General features: G+C 46.8%; 13 protein-coding genes, 1 tRNA gene and 2 pseudogenes. 14 read left to right on the forward strand and 2 right to left on the reverse strand.

What is annotated here, in order from left to right; translation table 11 throughout:
- The first annotated feature begins 19 nt into the window (after positions 1–19).
- From DW830_RS04700 to DW830_RS04715, 4 genes and pseudogenes are all read left to right on the forward strand, one after another.
- Positions 20–1,329, forward strand: a pseudogene (locus DW830_RS04700) (Na+/H+ antiporter NhaC family protein).
- Positions 1,330–1,377: 48 nt separating this feature from the next.
- Positions 1,378–2,073: a hypothetical protein gene (locus DW830_RS04705; protein WP_119249074.1), complete on the forward strand. Its 696-nt coding sequence runs from the start codon at positions 1,378–1,380 to the stop codon at positions 2,071–2,073.
- 67 nt (positions 2,074–2,140) lie between these two features.
- Complete coding sequence (locus DW830_RS04710) at positions 2,141–2,827, forward strand: glycoside hydrolase family 25 protein (RefSeq protein WP_118311421.1); 687 nt, start codon at positions 2,141–2,143, stop codon at positions 2,825–2,827.
- Positions 2,828–2,958: 131 nt separating this feature from the next.
- Positions 2,959–4,209 carry a double zinc ribbon domain-containing protein gene (locus tag DW830_RS04715; RefSeq protein ID WP_119249075.1) on the forward strand — a complete coding sequence of 417 codons (1,251 nt, stop codon included), beginning with the start codon at positions 2,959–2,961 and terminating at the stop codon, positions 4,207–4,209.
- Positions 4,210–4,332: 123 nt separating this feature from the next.
- Here the strand turns inward: DW830_RS04715 and DW830_RS04720 are convergent, their stop codons facing one another.
- Positions 4,333–5,112 carry a DnaJ domain-containing protein gene (locus tag DW830_RS04720; protein ID WP_119249076.1) on the reverse strand — a complete coding sequence of 260 codons (780 nt, stop codon included), beginning with the start codon at positions 5,110–5,112 and terminating at the stop codon, positions 4,333–4,335.
- A 112-nt stretch (positions 5,113–5,224) separates the two neighbouring features.
- Here DW830_RS04720 and DW830_RS04725 point away from each other — a divergent pair, with 112 nt between their 5' ends.
- The 3 genes and pseudogenes from DW830_RS04725 (at position 5,225) to DW830_RS04735 (ending at position 9,099) form a co-directional block, all read left to right on the forward strand.
- Positions 5,225–6,988 carry a bifunctional metallophosphatase/5'-nucleotidase gene (locus DW830_RS04725; RefSeq protein WP_119249077.1) on the forward strand — a complete coding sequence of 588 codons (1,764 nt, stop codon included), beginning with the start codon at positions 5,225–5,227 and terminating at the stop codon, positions 6,986–6,988.
- A 75-nt stretch (positions 6,989–7,063) separates the two neighbouring features.
- Positions 7,064–7,836: pseudogene (nudC, locus tag DW830_RS04730) on the forward strand (NAD(+) diphosphatase).
- 81 nt (positions 7,837–7,917) lie between these two features.
- Entirely contained in the window at positions 7,918–9,099 is a 1,182-nt protein-coding gene (locus tag DW830_RS04735; protein WP_119249078.1) for an MFS transporter, read from the forward strand.
- A 260-nt stretch (positions 9,100–9,359) separates the two neighbouring features.
- On the opposite strand, the gene DW830_RS04740 is transcribed toward DW830_RS04735, so the two are convergent.
- Positions 9,360–9,803, reverse strand: a complete 444-nt coding sequence (locus tag DW830_RS04740; protein WP_119249079.1) for a DUF3127 domain-containing protein — start codon at positions 9,801–9,803, stop codon at positions 9,360–9,362.
- A 306-nt stretch (positions 9,804–10,109) separates the two neighbouring features.
- On the opposite strand from DW830_RS04740, the gene dnaN reads away from it, so the two are divergent.
- The 7 genes from dnaN to DW830_RS04780 all read left to right on the forward strand — a co-directional run bounded on the left by dnaN (position 10,110) and on the right by DW830_RS04780 (position 18,080).
- On the forward strand, positions 10,110–11,231 hold the full coding sequence (dnaN, locus tag DW830_RS04750) for a DNA polymerase III subunit beta (RefSeq protein ID WP_119249081.1): 1,122 nt from the start codon (positions 10,110–10,112) through the stop codon (positions 11,229–11,231).
- A 63-nt stretch (positions 11,232–11,294) separates the two neighbouring features.
- Positions 11,295–12,158 carry a 3'-5' exonuclease gene (locus DW830_RS04755; RefSeq protein WP_119249082.1) on the forward strand — a complete coding sequence of 288 codons (864 nt, stop codon included), beginning with the start codon at positions 11,295–11,297 and terminating at the stop codon, positions 12,156–12,158.
- Positions 12,159–12,178: 20 nt separating this feature from the next.
- Positions 12,179–13,423 (forward strand): bifunctional phosphopantothenoylcysteine decarboxylase/phosphopantothenate--cysteine ligase CoaBC, encoded by a 1,245-nt coding sequence (gene coaBC, locus DW830_RS04760; RefSeq protein ID WP_119249083.1) that lies wholly within the window; start codon positions 12,179–12,181, stop codon positions 13,421–13,423.
- Positions 13,359–14,324 carry a DUF4835 family protein gene (locus DW830_RS04765; protein ID WP_119249084.1) on the forward strand — a complete coding sequence of 322 codons (966 nt, stop codon included), beginning with the start codon at positions 13,359–13,361 and terminating at the stop codon, positions 14,322–14,324. Before coaBC ends, DW830_RS04765 begins: the two co-directional genes overlap by 65 nt.
- Positions 14,325–14,429: 105 nt before the next feature.
- Positions 14,430–16,088: a DNA repair protein RecN gene (recN, locus tag DW830_RS04770; protein WP_119249085.1), complete on the forward strand. Its 1,659-nt coding sequence runs from the start codon at positions 14,430–14,432 to the stop codon at positions 16,086–16,088.
- Positions 16,085–17,734 carry a tetratricopeptide repeat protein gene (locus DW830_RS04775; RefSeq protein WP_119249086.1) on the forward strand — a complete coding sequence of 550 codons (1,650 nt, stop codon included), beginning with the start codon at positions 16,085–16,087 and terminating at the stop codon, positions 17,732–17,734. Before recN ends, DW830_RS04775 begins: the two co-directional genes overlap by 4 nt.
- 272 nt (positions 17,735–18,006) lie before the next feature.
- Positions 18,007–18,080, forward strand: a tRNA-Arg gene (locus DW830_RS04780).
- Positions 18,081–18,207: the final 127 nt, after the last annotated feature.

Consider the following 18,207-nt stretch of genomic DNA (forward strand, 5'->3'; position numbering starts at 1 on the left):
TAATAACTTAAAAAGAAACATGAGTAATAAGAAAGGATTGTTGGCGTTGTCGCCATTGTTTTTGTTGATTGTCCTCATCGTGACATTCACCATCTATTCGGTAGATGCCAGTCATAAGGATACCAATTTGTCGCTTACAGTGGCATTTATGATCTCCAGTATCTATGCCATTGCGATTTCTGGTGGTATGCCCATCAAGAGTCGTGTAGATACCTATAGCAAGGGTGCCGGCGCCAACAATCTGATGCTCATGTTGTGGATATATGTATTGGCAGGTTCCTTCGCAGCTTCGGCTAAGGCGATGGGAGCTGTCGATGCAACTGTCAATCTTGCACTCAGCATTCTTCCGGCCAGTATGATTCTGCCGGGACTGTTTCTGGCTGCCTGCTTTATCTCCGTATCCATCGGAACAAGTGTAGGTACCGTTGTGGCACTTGTTCCGATAGCTGCGGGTCTCGCCCACTCCATGGACGTTAATATAGGTATGATGACAGCTATCATCGTGGGTGGAGCTTATTTTGGAGATAATCTCTCCTTTATCTCTGATACCACGGTAGTAGCTACCCAGACTCAGAACTGCAAGATGAGCGATAAGTTCCGTGTCAACTCTCTCATCGTAGTACCTGCCGCCGTCATTGTACTGGCTATCTATGCGTGATGGGTATCGGTCTGCAGGCACCTACTGATATTCCGGAGGTTGAATATGTCAAGGTGCTCCCTTATCTGGTAGTACTTGTCACAGCTGTGGCAGGTATGAATGTGATGGCGGTTCTTACGATGGGAACATTGCTCTGTGGTGTGATTGGTGTAAGCTGTCAGCTTCTGGGTGCTACCGGAGGTTACGATCTCTTCGGCTGGTTCTCAGCCATGGGTAACGGAATCATCGGTATGGGCGAACTGGTCATCATCGCAATGATGGCGGGCGGTATGCTCGAAATTATCCGTGAGAATGGCGGTATCAATTATATCATCGACAAGATGACGGCACACATCAGTAACAAGCGAGGAGCCGAACTTTCCATTGCAGCACTGGTTTCCATGGTCAATGTATGTACAGCCAACAATACGGTTGCCATCCTCACGGTAGGCAATATAGCCAAGAAAATCGGTGATAAGTTTGGAGTTGACAACCGCAAGGCAGCCAGTATCCTCGATACTTTCTCCTGTACGGTTCAGGGCTTGATACCATACGGAGTACAGATGCTTCTGGCAGCAGGTCTTGCCAATCTGAGTCCGATGGATATCCTTCCATACCTCTATTATCCTCTGGCTATCGGTATAGCTGCGCTGTTTTCGATACTATTTCGTTACCCGAAGCGATACAGCTAGAATGGAAGTAGCTTATTGCCAATTGTTTAACTTTTAAATGAATGCACGATGGATTTTTTACAGAGAAACCTTTTTGTCAAGCTGCGTTCCGATCACTTTCATACGAAGGAGGAGATGGAACCGATGACTACCTTCAAGCAGAAGAAGATAGCCCAGATGATGAAGAACCTCAGCGATGTGCCTGCGGGTGAAGTACGCATGAACAATGGTTTCCTGAACCGACGTTTAGCCAGCATACAGGAAAACGAGCGTCATGCCATCGACACCTCTATTGAGACCATCCACTTGCTTCGCATCATCGTATCCAATATCAATGGAATATTAGCCAATGGCGTTAATCTTGGCGGCATCATCGAGATGGGAAACTACCTGCGCACCAAGGGCGACAAGGTAGATTTCGTAAAACTGGAAAAATGGCTGCGCAAGCTCCGCATCCAGCGTATGGCGCAGTTGCAGGGCAGTGTACTTATCCTTTTCTTCGAATTTGAACAGGATGAGATACCTTTCGTGCGCCGTGTAGAACGTGGTGCCTACAAGCTGACTCTCCGTTCGCTTTATTATAACAGTCTCGATCAGCAGGAAATTTTATTCGAGCAGACTCAGGCTGGATTCGTTCGCACCACCGGTGGCACGATGCGCAAGAACCTGCGCCGCAGTATGCGATATCTGGAATATGCGCCCATAGAAACTATCAGCAATTTCTGCAATAACTTCTACCGCTCGCTCTCAGAAATCGAAGAATAATATAAAATATATAAAAAATAAGCATACTCTGTGACGAATTTCAAGCGATTTTCGTACCTTTGCATCTATGAAACGATTTTGTATAACAATAATATCATCAATTATAGCATTATGCGCAAGTGCGCAGGTGCAATGCGAGGATACCTGCAGTCATGTGCATGGCATAGACCTCAGCCACTATCAGGGCAATGTGTTCTGGGAAACGGTGGGCGATAACTCCAAGATGGCATATGTCTATCTGAAGGCTACCGAAGGTGGAACCAATGTAGATAGCAAATATAAGCAGAATATAGATCTGGCGCATAGATATGGACTCAAGGTGGGTTCATACCACTTTTACCGTGCCCGTATTCCGCAGAAGACCCAGTTGGAGAATTTCATGGCTCAATGCCGTCCGGGCGACCAGGATCTCTTGCCGATGATCGACGTAGAGACCAAGAGTGGTTTGGAAACAGAAGAATTTTGTGACTCACTCTTCAAGTTCCTGCATCTCGTGGAAAAGGCATACAGACAGAAGCCGCTCATCTATACGGGTGCCAACTTCTATGACCATTATCTCTTGGGAAAGCTCGACAGCTACAAGCTGATGATAGCACAATATACCAAGCGTGAGCCTGTGCTCAAGGATGGAAGAGACTTTGAGATGTGGCAATATACCGGTAAAGGAAAACTGAACGGTATCAATGGCTACGTGGATAAGAGCAGATTCATGGGCAGGCATCGATTGAGAGAGATTAGATTCAGACACAGATAAGACATTGTTACTTGGAACTTTGAACTTGGAACTTTGAACTTTATGATTAGTTTTAAGGTAAAGAGTGAATAGGGTCTGAAAGCATAGAAACAAGAATATATTTTAGTAAAACATAAACTTTAAATAAAACTATGGCAATTATTAAATGTCCAGAATGTGGCCGCCAGATCAGTGACAAGGCTCCAACCTGTCCTAGTTGTGGCGTTGAGATAGCTGGAAAAATCACTAAATGTCCTCATTGCGGTGAGGTTTATTTCAGCAGTCAGGAGATATGTCCAAACTGCCATGAGATAGCTGTGGGGGTAACACGTCCTCTTGAGGCACCTGCATCACCGGTGTCGTCCGCAGCATCGGTAGCAACACCGCAGGCTCCTGCGGCTCCAACAACTCCTCCTGCACCTCCTACCCCTCCTGTTCCACCAGTACCTCCTGTACCTCGTCCTGTAGTTGCAGCGAGCGGAAATGATGGCGGAGAAGGCAAAACTCCTCAGGAGCCACAGAAGAAAAAGAGTACCCGCTCTATCTTCATCATCTCATTCATCTTTGCTGTCTTGGCGTGTGGCATTATGTATTACTTCTACGACAATGCCAATCGCAACAAGGAGATGGAAGCTTATGAGTATGCGATGCAAAGCAGCGACCCGATGGTGCTGCAGAGTTATCTCGATACCTACAAGGATGCAGATGAAGCACATCGCGATTCCATCATGGCTCATCTTGACCTGTTGAAGCAGAACGACCAGGATTGGACCAATGCGGTAGTGAGCGGATCGAAAGAAGCTTTGGAAGCATATCTCCAGAAGTATCCTAACAGTTTGCATAAACAGGAAGCGTTGCTTAAAATAGATTCCCTCGACTGGAATGTGGCTAAAGCTACAGATACAGCTGATGCCTACCAGGCATACCTGAATGCTCATACAGATGGTGCTCATATCGAAGAGGCAGAAAATGCCCTGAAGAAGGTGAAGAGCCGTGACCTCCAGCCAGAAGAAAAGCAGATGGTGAGCGGATTGTTCCGTCAGTTCTTCCAGAGCATCAATTCCCGTAATGCGGATGGATTGACTGCTACCTGCGAGGATATTCTCTCTTCCCTGCTTGGTAAGAACTCGGCTACCAAGGCTGATGTCGTTACCTTTATGGACAAGCTCTATAAAGATAATGTAGCCAATATGAACTGGCACATCAACAACGACTACCAGATCAAGAAGCGTGAGGTTGGCGATGAGGAATATGAGTATCAGGTACAGTTCTCTGCCCGTCAGGACGTAGATTTGACAGATGGCACCAAGAAGGAACAACTCTTTAAGATTTCTGCAGTTGTTTCACCTGACGGCAAGGTTTCTGCCTTCAATATGAACAAGGTTTCTGAGCCACAGCAATAGATGAGTCCTGATTAAAAGATTCGTAAGTTCTAAAACAACATAAAAGAATCATAAGATTCAAAAACAATATAAAAAGAAAGCTCCGATGGTTTGTTGATTCCATCGGAGCTTTCTTTTTTCCTTTTACTTTGCTTCCTTCATCTGTCGGAGCAATTCCTTCTGTTTTTCATTCAGACCAGTAGGCAACTTCACGTTATAGGTAATCATCAGATCACCGAAGGTTCCATCACCTCTGTCATAACCCTTGCCGCGAACACGTACCTTGGTACCATTCTGGGTTTCCGGTTTGATCTTCAGTTTAATCTTTGAACCATTGCTCAATGTGATGATACCCTCACCACCGAGCAGTGCGGTGTACATGTCGATATTCACATTCATGTTCATCTCGCCCGTATTCGTTCTGGCGCTATGACCACCGCAGCCGCCGTTACATCCGCCTGTACCATATTCTGCACCGGCACCGAAACCAGCACCTGCTCCGCCGAATCCGCCAAAGCCACCGAAACCGGCACCTTGTGAACCGCGGGCACGACCTCCGCCGAAGAGATTTTCGAAGAAGCTGGAGAAACCACCTCCTCCACCACCGAAGCTGCTGAAGTCGAAGCCTTCGAATGGATTTCCACCAGCGGCACCTCCGCCGGCAGCTCCATCATAGCCTCCACCACCGAAGCCTCCTACATTCTTCCACTGTTCGCCGTACTGGTCGTACTTAGCACGCTTGTCCGGATCGGAAATCACCTCATACGCCTCGTTCAGCGCCTGGAACTTAGCCTTTGCCTTTGGGTCGTTAGGATGCAAATCCGGATGAAACTGTTTAGCACGCTTGCGATATGCAGCGCGCACATCCTTCTGCGGGATGTTCTTATCTACACCGAGAATCTTGTAATAATCTACAAATGCCATAGTATAATACCTCCTATTTTTATGATTTTTATAAAGAATCCAACAAAAAGTATGCCGTAATTGCTAACTTTTTTGTAATTTTGCAGTTGAAACAAATAAATTCGAGAAAAAAATGAAACAGTTATTCGCAGCGCTCCTCTTGGCGCTCACTTTTAATTCGCAGGCAATGGCACAGCAACGCACCGTTAAACTCAGAGTGATTCAGACGAGTGATGTCCATGGTTCTTTCTTCCCATACGATTTCATCAATCGCAAACCGAAGGCAGGAACCCTGGCACGCGTATCCTCTTATGTAAACGATCTGCGCAAGACCTATAAGGACAATGTCATCCTCTTGGAGAATGGCGATATCCTTCAGGGACAGCCTACCTGCTACTTCTATAACTATATCAACACCCAGGCTCGTAATGTGGCAGCTGATGTCGTCAATTATATGAAGTATGATGCCCAGGCTTTCGGTAATCACGATGTAGAGACCGGTCATGCGGTTTATGACAAGTGGATCAGGGAGTTAGATTGTCCGGTGCTGGGTGCCAATATCATTGATACCAAGACCGGTGAGCCTTATATGAAGCCTTATATCATCCTGAACCGTGAGGGTGTGAAGATAGCCGTTCTCGGTATGCTGACCCCAGCTATTCCCAACTGGCTGACAGAGAATCTCTGGAGCGGAATGAAGTTTGAGAATATGGTGACCAGTGCTCGTAAATGGATGAAGATTATCCAGGAGAAGGAGAAACCAGACGTTGTCATCGGTGTCTTCCACAGCGGTAAGGATGGCGGTATTGTCACTCCCGAATATGAGGAGGATGCCTCTCTGCGGGTAGCAAAGGAGGTGCCAGGCTTCGACATGGTACTCTTCGGACATGACCATACCCGCTACAATGAGACGATCCTGAATGTGGAGGGTAAGCCTGTGGTATGTCTCGACCCTGCCAATAATGCACTGAATGTGGCAGATGCCGAGGTGACCATCACCCTGGACAAGAAGAAGGTGAATGGCAAAAAACAGTATGTTGTGACAGACAAGAAGATAGTTGGCAGTCTGCCAGATGTGACAAAATGTCCTATTGATGAGGATTTCATGAAGGCATTCGAGCCTCAGATTGCAGAAATCAACAAGTTTGTCGGCAAGCAGATCGGAACTTTCAAGAATACCATCCACAGCCGCGAGTCTTTCTTCGGCAGCTGCGCCTTCAATGATTTCATCCTCAACCTGCAGCTTCAGATCACGAATGCTGATATCGCCTTCAATGCGCCCCTCCAGTTTAATTCTACCATCAATGCGGGACCTATCTACGTTGGTGACATGTTCAATCTCTATAAATACGAGAATCAGCTCTACGTGATGCGCCTTACCGGAGAGGAGATCCGCAAGCATCTGGAGATGAGCTATGATCTCTGGGTGAATACGATGAAGAGTCCTGATGACCATCTGCTCCTGCTCGATACCCAGACCAAGGGCGATCAGCAGCGTCTCGGCTTCAAGAACCTCTCCTTCAATTTTGACAGTGCTGCCGGCATCGATTATGAGGTAGATGTTACCAAGCCAGACGGCGAGAAGGTGAAGATTCTGCGCATGAGCAATGGTCAGCCTTTCGATGAAAAGAAGTGGTATAAGGTGGCAGTAAACAGTTATCGCGGCAATGGCGGCGGAGAGCTCCTCACCCGTGGTGCAGGTATTCCAAAGGATAGTCTGGATAGCAGAATCATCTATCGTAGTGAGCGCGACCAGCGTTACTACCTGATGGAAGCGATAGAAAAGATGGGAACCGTCGAGGCGAAGGCCAACAACAACTGGAAGTTCGTGCCTGAAGCATGGACCAAGCCTGCTGCCCAGCGCGACTATGAATTGCTTTTCGGAAAAAAGCAATAGCACGCTATCCACGGGAAAAACCGTCCAAGCATATCATAAAGTTCAAAGTTCAATATTCAAAGTTCAAAGTAAAGAATGAAGTATTGGTTTATATTTTGCAAGACAGATATCTTGCTAGAGAAGAGAGAAGGCGGAACCTATACGATTCCATGTAGTGAGGAAAGTCCGATAGCAACCAAGCCTTGGACCCATATTCTCAACATCACACCGATGAATGACGGTACGGAAGTGAAGACCTTCACCATTCCAGAGCCCGTAACCGACAATCCGAAATATGAGATGTGCGGTCTGCGTCCTAGCTTTACAAGCTCTCCCCTGAGTTGTATCAGAAAGCGGGAAAATGCCAGGAACTGAACTATTGGGATATGAACACCCAGTTTTGCGGCGTATGCGGTTCACCTATGAAGATGTCAACAGATATCAGTAAGAAGTGTACCGAATGTGGCAAGTCTGTCTGGCCTTCTCTCGCTACAGCCATCATCGTTCTCATCAAGAAGGGCGATCAGGTGCTGCTGGTTCATGCCCGCAACTTCAAGGGTAACTTCGATTCCTTGGTAGCCGGTTTTGTGGAAACAGGTGAGAGTCTGGAGGAAGCAGTTCATCGTGAGGTGATGGAAGAGACTGGTCTGACCATCAAGAACCTTAAGTATTTCGGTTCCCAGCCATGGCCGTTCCCAAGTGGCTTGATGGTAGGATATACAGCCGAATTTGTAGATGGCGAGATTCACCTTCAGAAGGAAGAGCTCTCTCGCGGCAAATGGTTCAGCAAGGAGCATCTCCCAATTCTGCCGGAGAAATTGTCGATTGCCCGCAAACTCATTGATGCCTGGCTAGAGAATAGAATATAAACTTCCCTAACTTCCCTTAACTTCCCCACATGCGAAAGTTCAGTATAGGGTAGAATCTTAAAATGAAGAAATACAGAAGAGATGAAAGAGAAACTTTGGAATGCGAATTACATCAAGGTGATGACCACCAACTTTCTGCTCTACTTTGCCTTCTATCTCCTCACCCCACTCCTCCCACTCTATCTGAGTGAGATTTTCGGGGCTACGAAGGATGTGATAGGCATTGTTCTGAGCGGATATACGGTGGCGGCACTCATCATCCGCCCGTTTAGCGGATATGTGGTGGATGGATTTTCCCGTAAGAAAGTGCTGATGACCTGTCTGGCAGCTTTTGCCATCTTCTTTGCAGGATACATAGCAGCCAGTACCATCTTGATGTTTGCCATCTGCCGAACCCTGCATGGTGGACCCTTCGGAGCGGTAACTGTTGCCAACAGTACCTGTGCCATAGATGTCTTGCCTGCCAGCAGGCGCAATGAGGGTATCGGTCTTTATGGATTGAGCAACAACTTCGCCATGGCGATAGCCCCTTCCATCGGTATCTATCTGCACAATCTGGTGGGTAGTTATATGGTACTTTTCTGGATAGCCTTTGTGGTAGCCATTGCTTCTGTAGTGATAGCAGGAACGGTGAAGCTCCCAGAGAAGGAAATCATCAGAAACAAGGAGAAGCTCTCGCTCGACCGCTTCTTCCTGACCCGCGCCTGGTTGTTGGCTGTCAACATCTGCATGTTTGGTTTCTGCTGGGGTGTATTGAGCAACTATCTCGCCATTTACAGCAAGGAAGAATTAGGCATTACCGGAGGAACGGGTACCTATTTTGCAATCCTCTCTATGGGATTGTTCCTGAGCAGATTGCAAGGCAGAAAGGCTTTGAGTCAGGGTAAGCTGACCCAGAATGCAGCCGAAGGAATGCTGATATCGCTCGTCGGTTTTACGATATTCGTAGCCATCAAGCATCCGGTAGCCTACTATCTTTCAGCTGCATTGATAGGATTGGGAAATGGTCACCTGTACCCAGCTTTCCTGAATATGTTTATCAATGTTGCCCGCCACGACCAGCGTGGTACGGCTAACAGCAGTATCCTGACCGGTTGGGACCTGGGATTCGGAATCGGTTGTCTTCTGGGTGGTGTTGTAGCCGAGCATTTCGGTTATAGTGGTGCCTTCTGGATGGTAGCAATCGAAAATGCAGCCGCAGTGGTATTGTTCTTTGCTGCCTCCCGAGCATTCTTTGAAAAAAGAAGACGAATCGATTCGTAAGAGAATAAAAAAGTATAAGTTTTTTCTAGGTTAAAGTTTAGCATCCATTAAGGGCTAAACTTTTTCCTTTAAGGATAGAAATATTTTCCCTTAAGGGAAATAATATTTTTCCTTAAGGATAAATTTATTTTTCCTTAAGGGTATTGTTTCAGCTGGTTAAACCGGCATAAAAGTCAAGTTAAAGAAAAAGAGCATTCGTAAGGATTGTGGAAACAAACCCTTTCGAATGCTCTTTGCAATTTTCTTACATACTTTCTCTCTTAGAATGGGAGATCGTCTGCGCTGCCACCTGCTGCTGGAGCTGCTGGTTGAGCTGGAGGGAATGGAGCAGTTGCACCCTGAGCAGGAGCTGGAGCTGCCTGAGGAGCCGCACTTACTGGAGGGAATGGAGATCCAACTGGCTGCATGCCACCCTGCATAGCAGCAACAGCATTAGGATCTACACGCTGAACATTCCAAGCGCGGACACTGTTGAACCAACGACCATTATATTCGTGTGCATCCAAATCAAAAGAAACCAAAAGTTCCTCACCACTCTGGATGTTGAACTGAGCAATACGGTCTGCACCGAAAACATCGAAGCAAAGCTTCTTTGGATACTGCTCATGAGTTTCAATGACATAAGACTGAGCCTTCCACTCACCTCTTGCAGAAACGCCGCTTTTTTCTGGTAAAACGGCAATTACCTTTCCTTGTAATTCCATATTATTATTTTAAAAATTGTTTCAATCCTTCGCCTGAAGAGCCCCATTTTCATCGGGAATCAAAAGATGTATGAAGAGGCTCAAAAACGAGTGAATCTATCTACTATTTTTCTTTCTGACTGCGAAATTACTAAAAATAGTTTTAAAACAAAAACATTTCTTCGATTATTTTTGTCTATCCCCAATATTTTTTGTATTTTTGTGCTCATAATTGCGCAAATGCCCCAATTTACCCGTCAAGTAAGGAGCATCAGCAATGAATATGAGATAAGTAAATTGAAAATTAATAATATAAAATAACGACTCATGAGATTTACAGTTTCAAGTTCAGCATTGAGCAGCAAGCTCAATATGCTTGCTAAGGTGATCGGCAGCAAGAATTCTCTGCCTATCCTTGACAATTTCCTGTTCCAAGTTGCCAACGGTGAGATGAACATCACCGCAAGCGACAGTGACAACATCATCAAGAGTACCATCGCTCTCACTGACAGCGATGGCGAAGGCGAGTTCTGCGTTGCCAACCGCGTCATCCTGGATGCATTGAAGGAGTTGCCAGAACAGCCTCTTAACTTCGATGTAGATACAGATAGTTTTGCCATTAAGATTGTATATCAGAATGGTCTCTATAATTTCACAGGCTTGAATGCTGAAGACTATCCTCCAACACAGGATATGGGTGATGCCTGCACTACTCTCGTCTTGCCAGCACAGGTGCTGATCGACAATATCAACCGTTCTCTCTTCGCAACAGCCAGCGATGAGCTGCGCCCTGTGATGAACGGTATCTATTTCGACCTGACTCCAGAATCGCTTGCCATCGTAGCAAGTGATGGTCATAAGTTGGTAAGAAGCAAGAACTTCACTCTCAAGAGTGAGACTCCTTCTTCATTCAACCTGCCTAAGAAGCCTGCATCATTGCTGAAGAACATTCTGAGCAAGGATGATGAGGCAACCATCAAGTTTGATGCACGCAGAGCTGAGATTCAGTTTAGTGATGGCGTATTGAAATGCCGCCTCATTGATGGTCGCTACCCTAACTACAACTCAGTGATTCCTGCCAACAACCCATGTGAGATAACCGTAGATCGCAAGGGCTTGCAGAGTGCATTGCGCCGTGTATTGCCATTTGCCAGCGAGAGCAGCCAGCTGATTCGTTTCCACATTGAGAGCGGCCGTTTCGAGGTTTCTTCAGAAGACATCGACTTCTCTACTTCTGCCAAGGAAGTATTGGCTTGCGAATATAGCGGTTCCGGCATCAGCATCGGTTTCAAGGGTAGCAGCCTGATGGAAATCCTGGGTAATCTGAACTGTGAGCAGGTTATCTTCTACTTGGCTGATCCTAGCCGTGCTGGTATCATTGTGCCAGCTGAGCAGCCAGAAAACGAGGATATCCTCATGCTCATCATGCCAATGCTCCTTAACGAATAAGGAGCTTGGCTAATCCAACCCCCCCTCTCTATCAGAAATATATAGTAATAAATACTTGAAGTAATGAAATTAAATCTTACTAAGCCTCTGATCGTATTCGACTTAGAGACTACCGGTCTTGACATGGTGAAAGACAGAATCATCCAGATCTCCTATATCAAGGTGTATCCAGATGGAACAGAGGTACGTAAAAACCAGTTTATCAATCCAGAGAAGCCAATCCCTGAAGAGGTGGTTGCACTTACTGGTATCAGCAATGATGATGTAAAGGATGCACCAACCTTCAAGCAGTTGGCTGCTACCTTCAACCAGGAGTTCTCTGGTTGTGATTTTGCTGGCTACAACTCCAATCATTTCGATGTTCCTATGCTTGCAGAGGAATTCCTGCGTGCCGGCATCGATTTCGATTTCTCTAAGTGTCGCCTCATTGATGCCCAGAATATCTTTATGAAGATGGAGCGTCGTAACCTGGCTGCTGCATACAAGTTCTATTGCGGCAGAAAGATGGAGGAAGACTTCGAGGCACACCGCGCCGACCAGGATACCGAGGCTACCTATTGCGTACTGAAAGGCGAGCTGGACCGTTATGCCCCTGGTGTTCAGGAGGAAGCCGACCGTGTGCTCAACAATGATATGGACGAGCTTGCTGAGTTCTCCAAGCGCAACGACAATGTAGATTTTGCCGGCCGCATCGTTTGGCAGGAGTTGAAGGATGCTGACGGCAATGTGATACTCGACGAAAAGGGAAATCCTCGCAAGCACGAGGTATTCAATTTCGGCAAGTACAAAGGATGGGATGTGGCAGAGATTCTGACTAAGGATCCTGGTTACTTCACCTGGGTATTGGGAAGCGATTTCACCAACAATACCAAGCAGGTACTCACCCGTATCCGTCTGCGCGAGTTCAGCAAGAGAATGGGAAAATAACAAGAGTTTGGGAAGATAATATGTTAAAAGGAAAGAAAATCGTTTTGGGCATTACGGGGTCCATTGCAGCCTACAAGTCATGCCTTATCATCCGTGGTCTCATCAAGAAGGGAGCTGAGGTGCAGGTGGTCATTACGCCTGCCGGTAAGGAGTTCATTACCCCTATCACCCTCTCTGCTCTGACCCACAAGCCCGTGGTAAGCGAGTTCTTCTCACAGCGTGATGGTACCTGGAATTCGCACGTGGATCTCGGTCTCTGGGCGGATGCGATGGTCATTGCACCATGTACGGCATCTACCATGGGCAAGATGGCGCATGGTATTGCAGACAATATGCTCATCACTACCTATCTCTCCATGAAGGCACCAGTCTTCATTGCTCCTGCCATGGACCTTGATATGTACAAGCATCCTTCTACACAGACCAACATGAAGACCCTTCTCGGCTATGGTAACCATATCATCGAGCCGGAAGTGGGATTCCTTGCTTCTGGATTAGAGGGAAAGGGACGTATGGAGGAACCGGATGTCATCGTGGATTACCTGGATAGATACTTCAACATGATGGAGAGTGCCGATGAGGTTGCTGATGTAGAATCAGAGAACCAGAAGACTACGGAGAAAGACCTCTGCGGTAAGAAGGTGATGATTACAGCTGGACCAACCTATGAGAAGATTGACCCAGTGCGTTTCATCGGTAATTATTCGTCAGGAAAGATGGGATTCGCACTTGCCGAAGAATGTCTTCGCCGTGGTGCGGATGTTACTTTGGTGGCAGGTCCTGTTTCATTAGACAGTAGTCCTGCTATCCACCGCATCAATGTGGAGAGCTGTGAGGAGATGTATCAGGCAGCCACAGCAGCCTTTGCTTCATCTGATGCTGCCATTCTCTGTGCAGCCGTAGCAGACTTCCGTCCTGCCAATGTAGCTGATAGGAAAATCAAGCGCGAAAAGGATGACCTGGAGCTGACACTGGTGCCTACCCATGACATCGCAGCAGCTTTGGGACAGATGAAACAAAAGAATCAGCGAATCGTAGCTTTTGCCCTGGAAACCAACGATGAAGAGAGCAATGCACAGAAGAAGAGAGTGAAGAAAAATGCCGACTTCATCGTGCTCAACTCTACCCGTAATCCGGGCACTACTTTCCGCACTGACGATAATCAGATTACCATCATCTCTGAAAAGGGAAAGAAAGAATATGAAAAGAAACCGAAGACTGAGGTGGCTCGCGACATCATTGACGAGCTGGCTCTCCTGTTTTAGTCCGGTAGCTTTAGCTGGTGGTCTCCTGTGCTGCAGTCCTTCTACGATTTCAGCACAGGAGCTGCAAGCTAAGATTACCATCAACCATGCCCAGATCTCGGGCACGGAGAAAGGCGTATTCGACAATCTGCAACAAACCTTGCAGCAATTCGTCAACAATCGCCAATGGACTCATCTTCAGTTTCAGAAGAACGAACGCATCATCTGCAACTTCAATATCACCGTCACCAAGTATGACAGAGACCAGAATCTCTTTACTTGCAAGGCGCTGATACAGGCCAACCGCCCTGTCTTCAATTCGGCATACACCTCCACCTTATATAATAATGTGGACGATAACTTCACGTTTCGTTTTGCCGAATACGACCAGTTGGAGTTCAATGAGCAGCAGATAGACAATCAGCTTACGGCTCTCTTTGCCTATTATGCATATCTTATCATCGGCATCGATCTGGATAGTTTTGCCCCCAAAGGCGGTGAAGACATTCTGCAGCGCTGCATGATTCTGACAAACAATGCCCAGAATCTGGATTATCCCGGATGGAAGGCTTTCTCTGATGACCGCAACCGATATGCTATCATCTCAGACTATTTGGATGGAGCGTTGGAACCCTTCAGACTGTTGCAGTATGACTACTATCGGAAAGGACTCGACGAGATGGCAAATAATGCGGAAAGAGGTCGTACCGAGATAACCGCGGCCCTGGAAACAGGACTGAAGAAGGCGAAGGAAAACCGCCCACTCAGTTTGTTGCCACAGATATGGACCGACTTCAAGAAGGATGAACTTGCCAACATCTATCGCGGCAAAGGAACCCAAAAGGAAAAGGAGAGCATATATGAACTCCTCTTCTCCATCAATCCTTCACAGAATAAATATTGGGATCAGGTCAAGGAATAATCTTTCAGGAAGAAGTCATCATCATAAAATCATCTTCCAGAACGGAAGCTTCTGAAAATCAGAATCAGCTTTCCCTTTATATCTTTATCAAAAAGTAGAATAAATATGCTCAAGCAATTATATATCAAGAACTTCACGCTCATCGACGAGCTGAATATTTCTCTTTATCCTGGCTTCTCCGTCATCACCGGTGAGACAGGAGCAGGAAAGAGTATCATCCTCGGTGCCATCGGACTGCTTCTGGGCAACCGTGCAGACAGCAAGGCGATCAAGGCAGGAAGAGACCGATGCGTGATAGAGGCTCACTTCGATCTCTCCAGATATGGTATGCAGAAATTCTTCGATGATCACGACATCGACTATGATGCCGATGATACGATCATCCGAAGAGAGTTGACTGCAGCCGGCAAGAGCCGTGCCTTCATCAATGACACCCCGGTGCCTCTCACCCGTATGAGAGAATTGGGAGAGCAACTCGTAGATATCCATTCGCAGCACCAGAATCTTCTTCTGCAGAAAGAAGACTTCCAATTGAATGTGGTGGATATCATCGCTCAGGATGCCGACCAGCTCAAGGTTTACCAAAAGGAGTATTATGCGTATCGCAAAGCCAAGGAACTTCTGGAAGAGCTGAAAGCCGAGATAGCCAAGAACCGTGAGAACGAGGAGTTTATGCGTTTCCAGCATAAGGAACTGGAGGATGCAAATCTACAGGAAGGCGAATTAGAACAGCTGGAGCAGGAAGCAGAGACTCTGAGCCATTCGGAGGATATCAAGACCGCTCTCTACGAGGCAGACAATTCGCTTTCGGGAGACGACGACAGCATACTTGACAAACTGAAGAACGCCACTCATCAACTGGAAAATATCTGTGATGTCTATCCAAGCATGGCTGATGTGGCTGGCAGAATGCAGAGCAGCTATATCGAACTGAAGGACATCGCTCAGGAAATCAGCAGTAGTGTTGATCACGTGGAATTCGATCCTAACCGATTGGATGCCATCAATACCCGTCTGGACAAGCTCTACACCCTGCAGCAGAAGTTCCATGTGGAAACGGTAACAGAACTTATCGCTACCCGTGACCGCATCGCAGAACAGCTTGCGCATATCGATAATGGCGATGAAGACATCGAAGAGAAGGAAAAAGAAGTGGCTGCTCTCCTTGCCAAGGCTGAAAAGCAAGCTGCCCTACTCACTTCCATCCGTCAGAAATCTGCAAAGGCCATCGAAAAAGAGATGAAGGGCAGACTCATCCCGCTGGGCATTCCGAATGTGAGATTCGAGATTGCCTTCGCAGAAAAGCCACTGTCAGGAAATGGTGCCGACAAGGTCAGCTTCCTCTTCAGTGCCAACAAGAGTACCCAGCTACAGCCCGTCAGTCAGGTGGCTTCGGGTGGTGAGATTGCTCGTGTAATGCTCTCGCTGAAGGCTATGATCAGTGGAGCCGTGAAGTTGCCAACCATCATCTTTGATGAGATTGATACCGGTGTCAGCGGTAAGATAGCTGAAAAGATGGCAGATATCATGGAAGAAATGGGACTCCAGAACCGACAGGTACTCTCTATCACTCACCTGCCACAGATAGCTGCCAAGGGTAGCCATCATTACAAGGTATTGAAGGAGGAAACCGAGAATGGAACCATCTCGCACATGAAAGAACTCAACAACCAGGAGCGCATAGAGGAAATTGCCCAGATGCTCAGTGGCAGTGACATCACGCAGGCAGCTCTTGCCAATGCCAAAGAATTATTGAGAATATGAAAAGAATAAATATGATCATGATGGGACTGATGCTGGGTGCATCATCCCTCTTCGCTCAGCCAGGCTCTGTACAGAAAGCCGCTAAGAGCGTATTTACACTCACCACCTTCAACAAGGAGGGTAACATCATCTCTTCTACACAAGGTGTGTTTATTGATAACAAGGGAACGGCTATCGGTACCTTCAAACCGTTTATCGGTGCTGTGAAGGCTACCATCGTGGATGCCAGCGGAAAGTCGATGGACGTGGATGCTATCCTCGGTGCCGATGAACTTTACGATGTGGCTAAGTTCAGAGTTTTGGGTAATACCACGGCTGCCAACATTGCAACAGCAGAATCACCTGCGGGCAGCAAGGTTTGGCTCGTTCCTTATTCTATCAAGAAGTCACCTTTCCAGCAGGAGGATATCGCAAGCGTTGAGAAGTTTAAGGAAACTTACAATTACTACATCTTCTCCAACACCGTACCGGACAATGCAGTGGGTTGCCCATTCGTCAACAAAAACGGTCAGGTGATTGGTATCATGCATAGCAACGGTCAGGTAACTGCCATTGATGCCAACTATGCCAGGGAGTTGAAGGTGACAGGTCTTTCCACGCTGGATGCAGCCCTTCGCGAAACAGGCATCCGTACTGCTCTTCCTGATACCGAACAGGAGGCGATTACGATGATGACGCTCAACAAGTCTCAGGTGTCCCGCGACATCTATGACAAGTATGCAGATGAGTTTATGGCAAAGTTCCCTGCTTCTGCATTCGGCTATAAGGAAAAAGCAACTCTTCTTGTAGATAAGAACGAGTTTGCCAAGGCAGCCAAATGTATGGAAGATGGAATCAAGAAATCTTCTGCCAAGGATGAAGCCCACTCTAATTATTCTGATGTCATCTATCAGAAACTGATCTATAAGGGTGATTCTGCCTATACAGCCTGGACCTACGACAAGGCGATAGAGGAAGCACAGAAGGCATACACCATCAATGCCAATCCTGTATATCAGCATCAGGAAGCACGTATCATCTTTACCAAGGGTAATTACCAGAAGGCATACGATATGTTCATCGCCCTGACCAAGACTTCGGTCAAGAATCCGGAAATCTTCCTGGAGGCAGCTCAGGCCAAGATACAGCTCAAGGCTCCTGCTACAGAGATTAAGGTCCTGCTGGACAGTGCAGTCAATGAGGCTAAGAACTCGGGCACCCTGGCTGGTCCTTACTATCTGGCTCGTGGTGATTTCCAGGCAGAACAGGGAGAGTATCGCAGTGCTATCGCTGACTATAATATGTATGATTCGATTGTCCGTCCTGTTAATCCTGCATTTTTCTATGCACGATACAAGGCTGAGACCAAGTTGCGCATGTGGCAGCCAGCGCTGATTGATATTGCCCGTACCTGCTACCTTGCGCCTAACGAGCCTACATATTTTGCAGAATGGGCTAGTCTTGACTTGCGTGTGAAGAGATATGCTGAAGGTATCAGTGCAGCCAAGCATTGCATAGAGATTGCTCCAGAATATGCCGATGGCTATCTCCTCCTCGGTTTGCTCCAGATGGAGAACAAGCAGAAGGAAGAGGCTCGTAAGAACCTGGAAAAGGCAAAGGAACTGGGAGATACCCGTGCAGAGGGGTATCTCAAAAAACTGAAATAATAAAATTATAGTGCATCAAAGGATTGCACATTCAAACGCCCTAAAAGGGCAGAAGCTCATAGCCCAGGGTAACACCCTGGGTTTTTTGTTGCATCTGCTCTGCGCCCTGTAAGGGCAACAGCTTTGAAATAATCGATGAAGATGCTTTTGGTAATAAGGAATAACGTAAAAGTTGCGTAATATTGAAATAAAAGAAAAAAATATCCCAAAATATTTGGTGGTTTCGCAAAAAAGTATTACCTTTGCACTCGCTAATGAAAAATGGCAGTGTTGGTTCCGTAGCTCAGTTGGATTAGAGCAACAGCCTTCTAAGCTGTGGGTCTTGGGTTCGAACCCAACGGAATCACAAAAGTGGATTAATCGAAAGGTTAATCCACTTTTTGTTTATATACATCCCGGGAAAAATGAAAGCAATATATGTTTTAACTAAAAAAGGCCGATGCAATATGCACCAGCCTTTTTCTTATCTTCCA

This window comes from Prevotella sp. AM34-19LB, from assembly GCF_003468525.1.
Lineage (GTDB): Bacteria > Bacteroidota > Bacteroidia > Bacteroidales > Bacteroidaceae > Prevotella.

Excerpts from the sequence above, each read along its gene's own strand:
- DW830_RS04705 (WP_119249074.1), top strand. The coding sequence starts at position 1,378 with ATGGATTTTTTACAGAGAAACCTTTTTGTCAAGCTGCGTTCCGATCAC.
- DW830_RS04710 (WP_118311421.1), top strand. The coding sequence starts at position 2,141 with ATGAAACGATTTTGTATAACAATAATATCATCAATTATAGCATTATGC.
- DW830_RS04715 (WP_119249075.1), top strand. The coding sequence starts at position 2,959 with ATGGCAATTATTAAATGTCCAGAATGTGGCCGCCAGATCAGTGACAAG.
- DW830_RS04720 (WP_119249076.1), bottom strand. The coding sequence starts at position 5,112 with ATGGCATTTGTAGATTATTACAAGATTCTCGGTGTAGATAAGAACATC.
- DW830_RS04725 (WP_119249077.1), top strand. The coding sequence starts at position 5,225 with ATGAAACAGTTATTCGCAGCGCTCCTCTTGGCGCTCACTTTTAATTCG.
- DW830_RS04735 (WP_119249078.1), top strand. The coding sequence starts at position 7,918 with ATGAAAGAGAAACTTTGGAATGCGAATTACATCAAGGTGATGACCACC.
- DW830_RS04740 (WP_119249079.1), bottom strand. The coding sequence starts at position 9,803 with ATGGAATTACAAGGAAAGGTAATTGCCGTTTTACCAGAAAAAAGCGGC.
- dnaN (WP_119249081.1), top strand. The coding sequence starts at position 10,110 with ATGAGATTTACAGTTTCAAGTTCAGCATTGAGCAGCAAGCTCAATATG.
- DW830_RS04755 (WP_119249082.1), top strand. The coding sequence starts at position 11,295 with ATGAAATTAAATCTTACTAAGCCTCTGATCGTATTCGACTTAGAGACT.
- coaBC (WP_119249083.1), top strand. The coding sequence starts at position 12,179 with ATGTTAAAAGGAAAGAAAATCGTTTTGGGCATTACGGGGTCCATTGCA.
- DW830_RS04765 (WP_119249084.1), top strand. The coding sequence starts at position 13,359 with ATGAAAAGAAACCGAAGACTGAGGTGGCTCGCGACATCATTGACGAGC.
- recN (WP_119249085.1), top strand. The coding sequence starts at position 14,430 with ATGCTCAAGCAATTATATATCAAGAACTTCACGCTCATCGACGAGCTG.
- DW830_RS04775 (WP_119249086.1), top strand. The coding sequence starts at position 16,085 with ATGAAAAGAATAAATATGATCATGATGGGACTGATGCTGGGTGCATCA.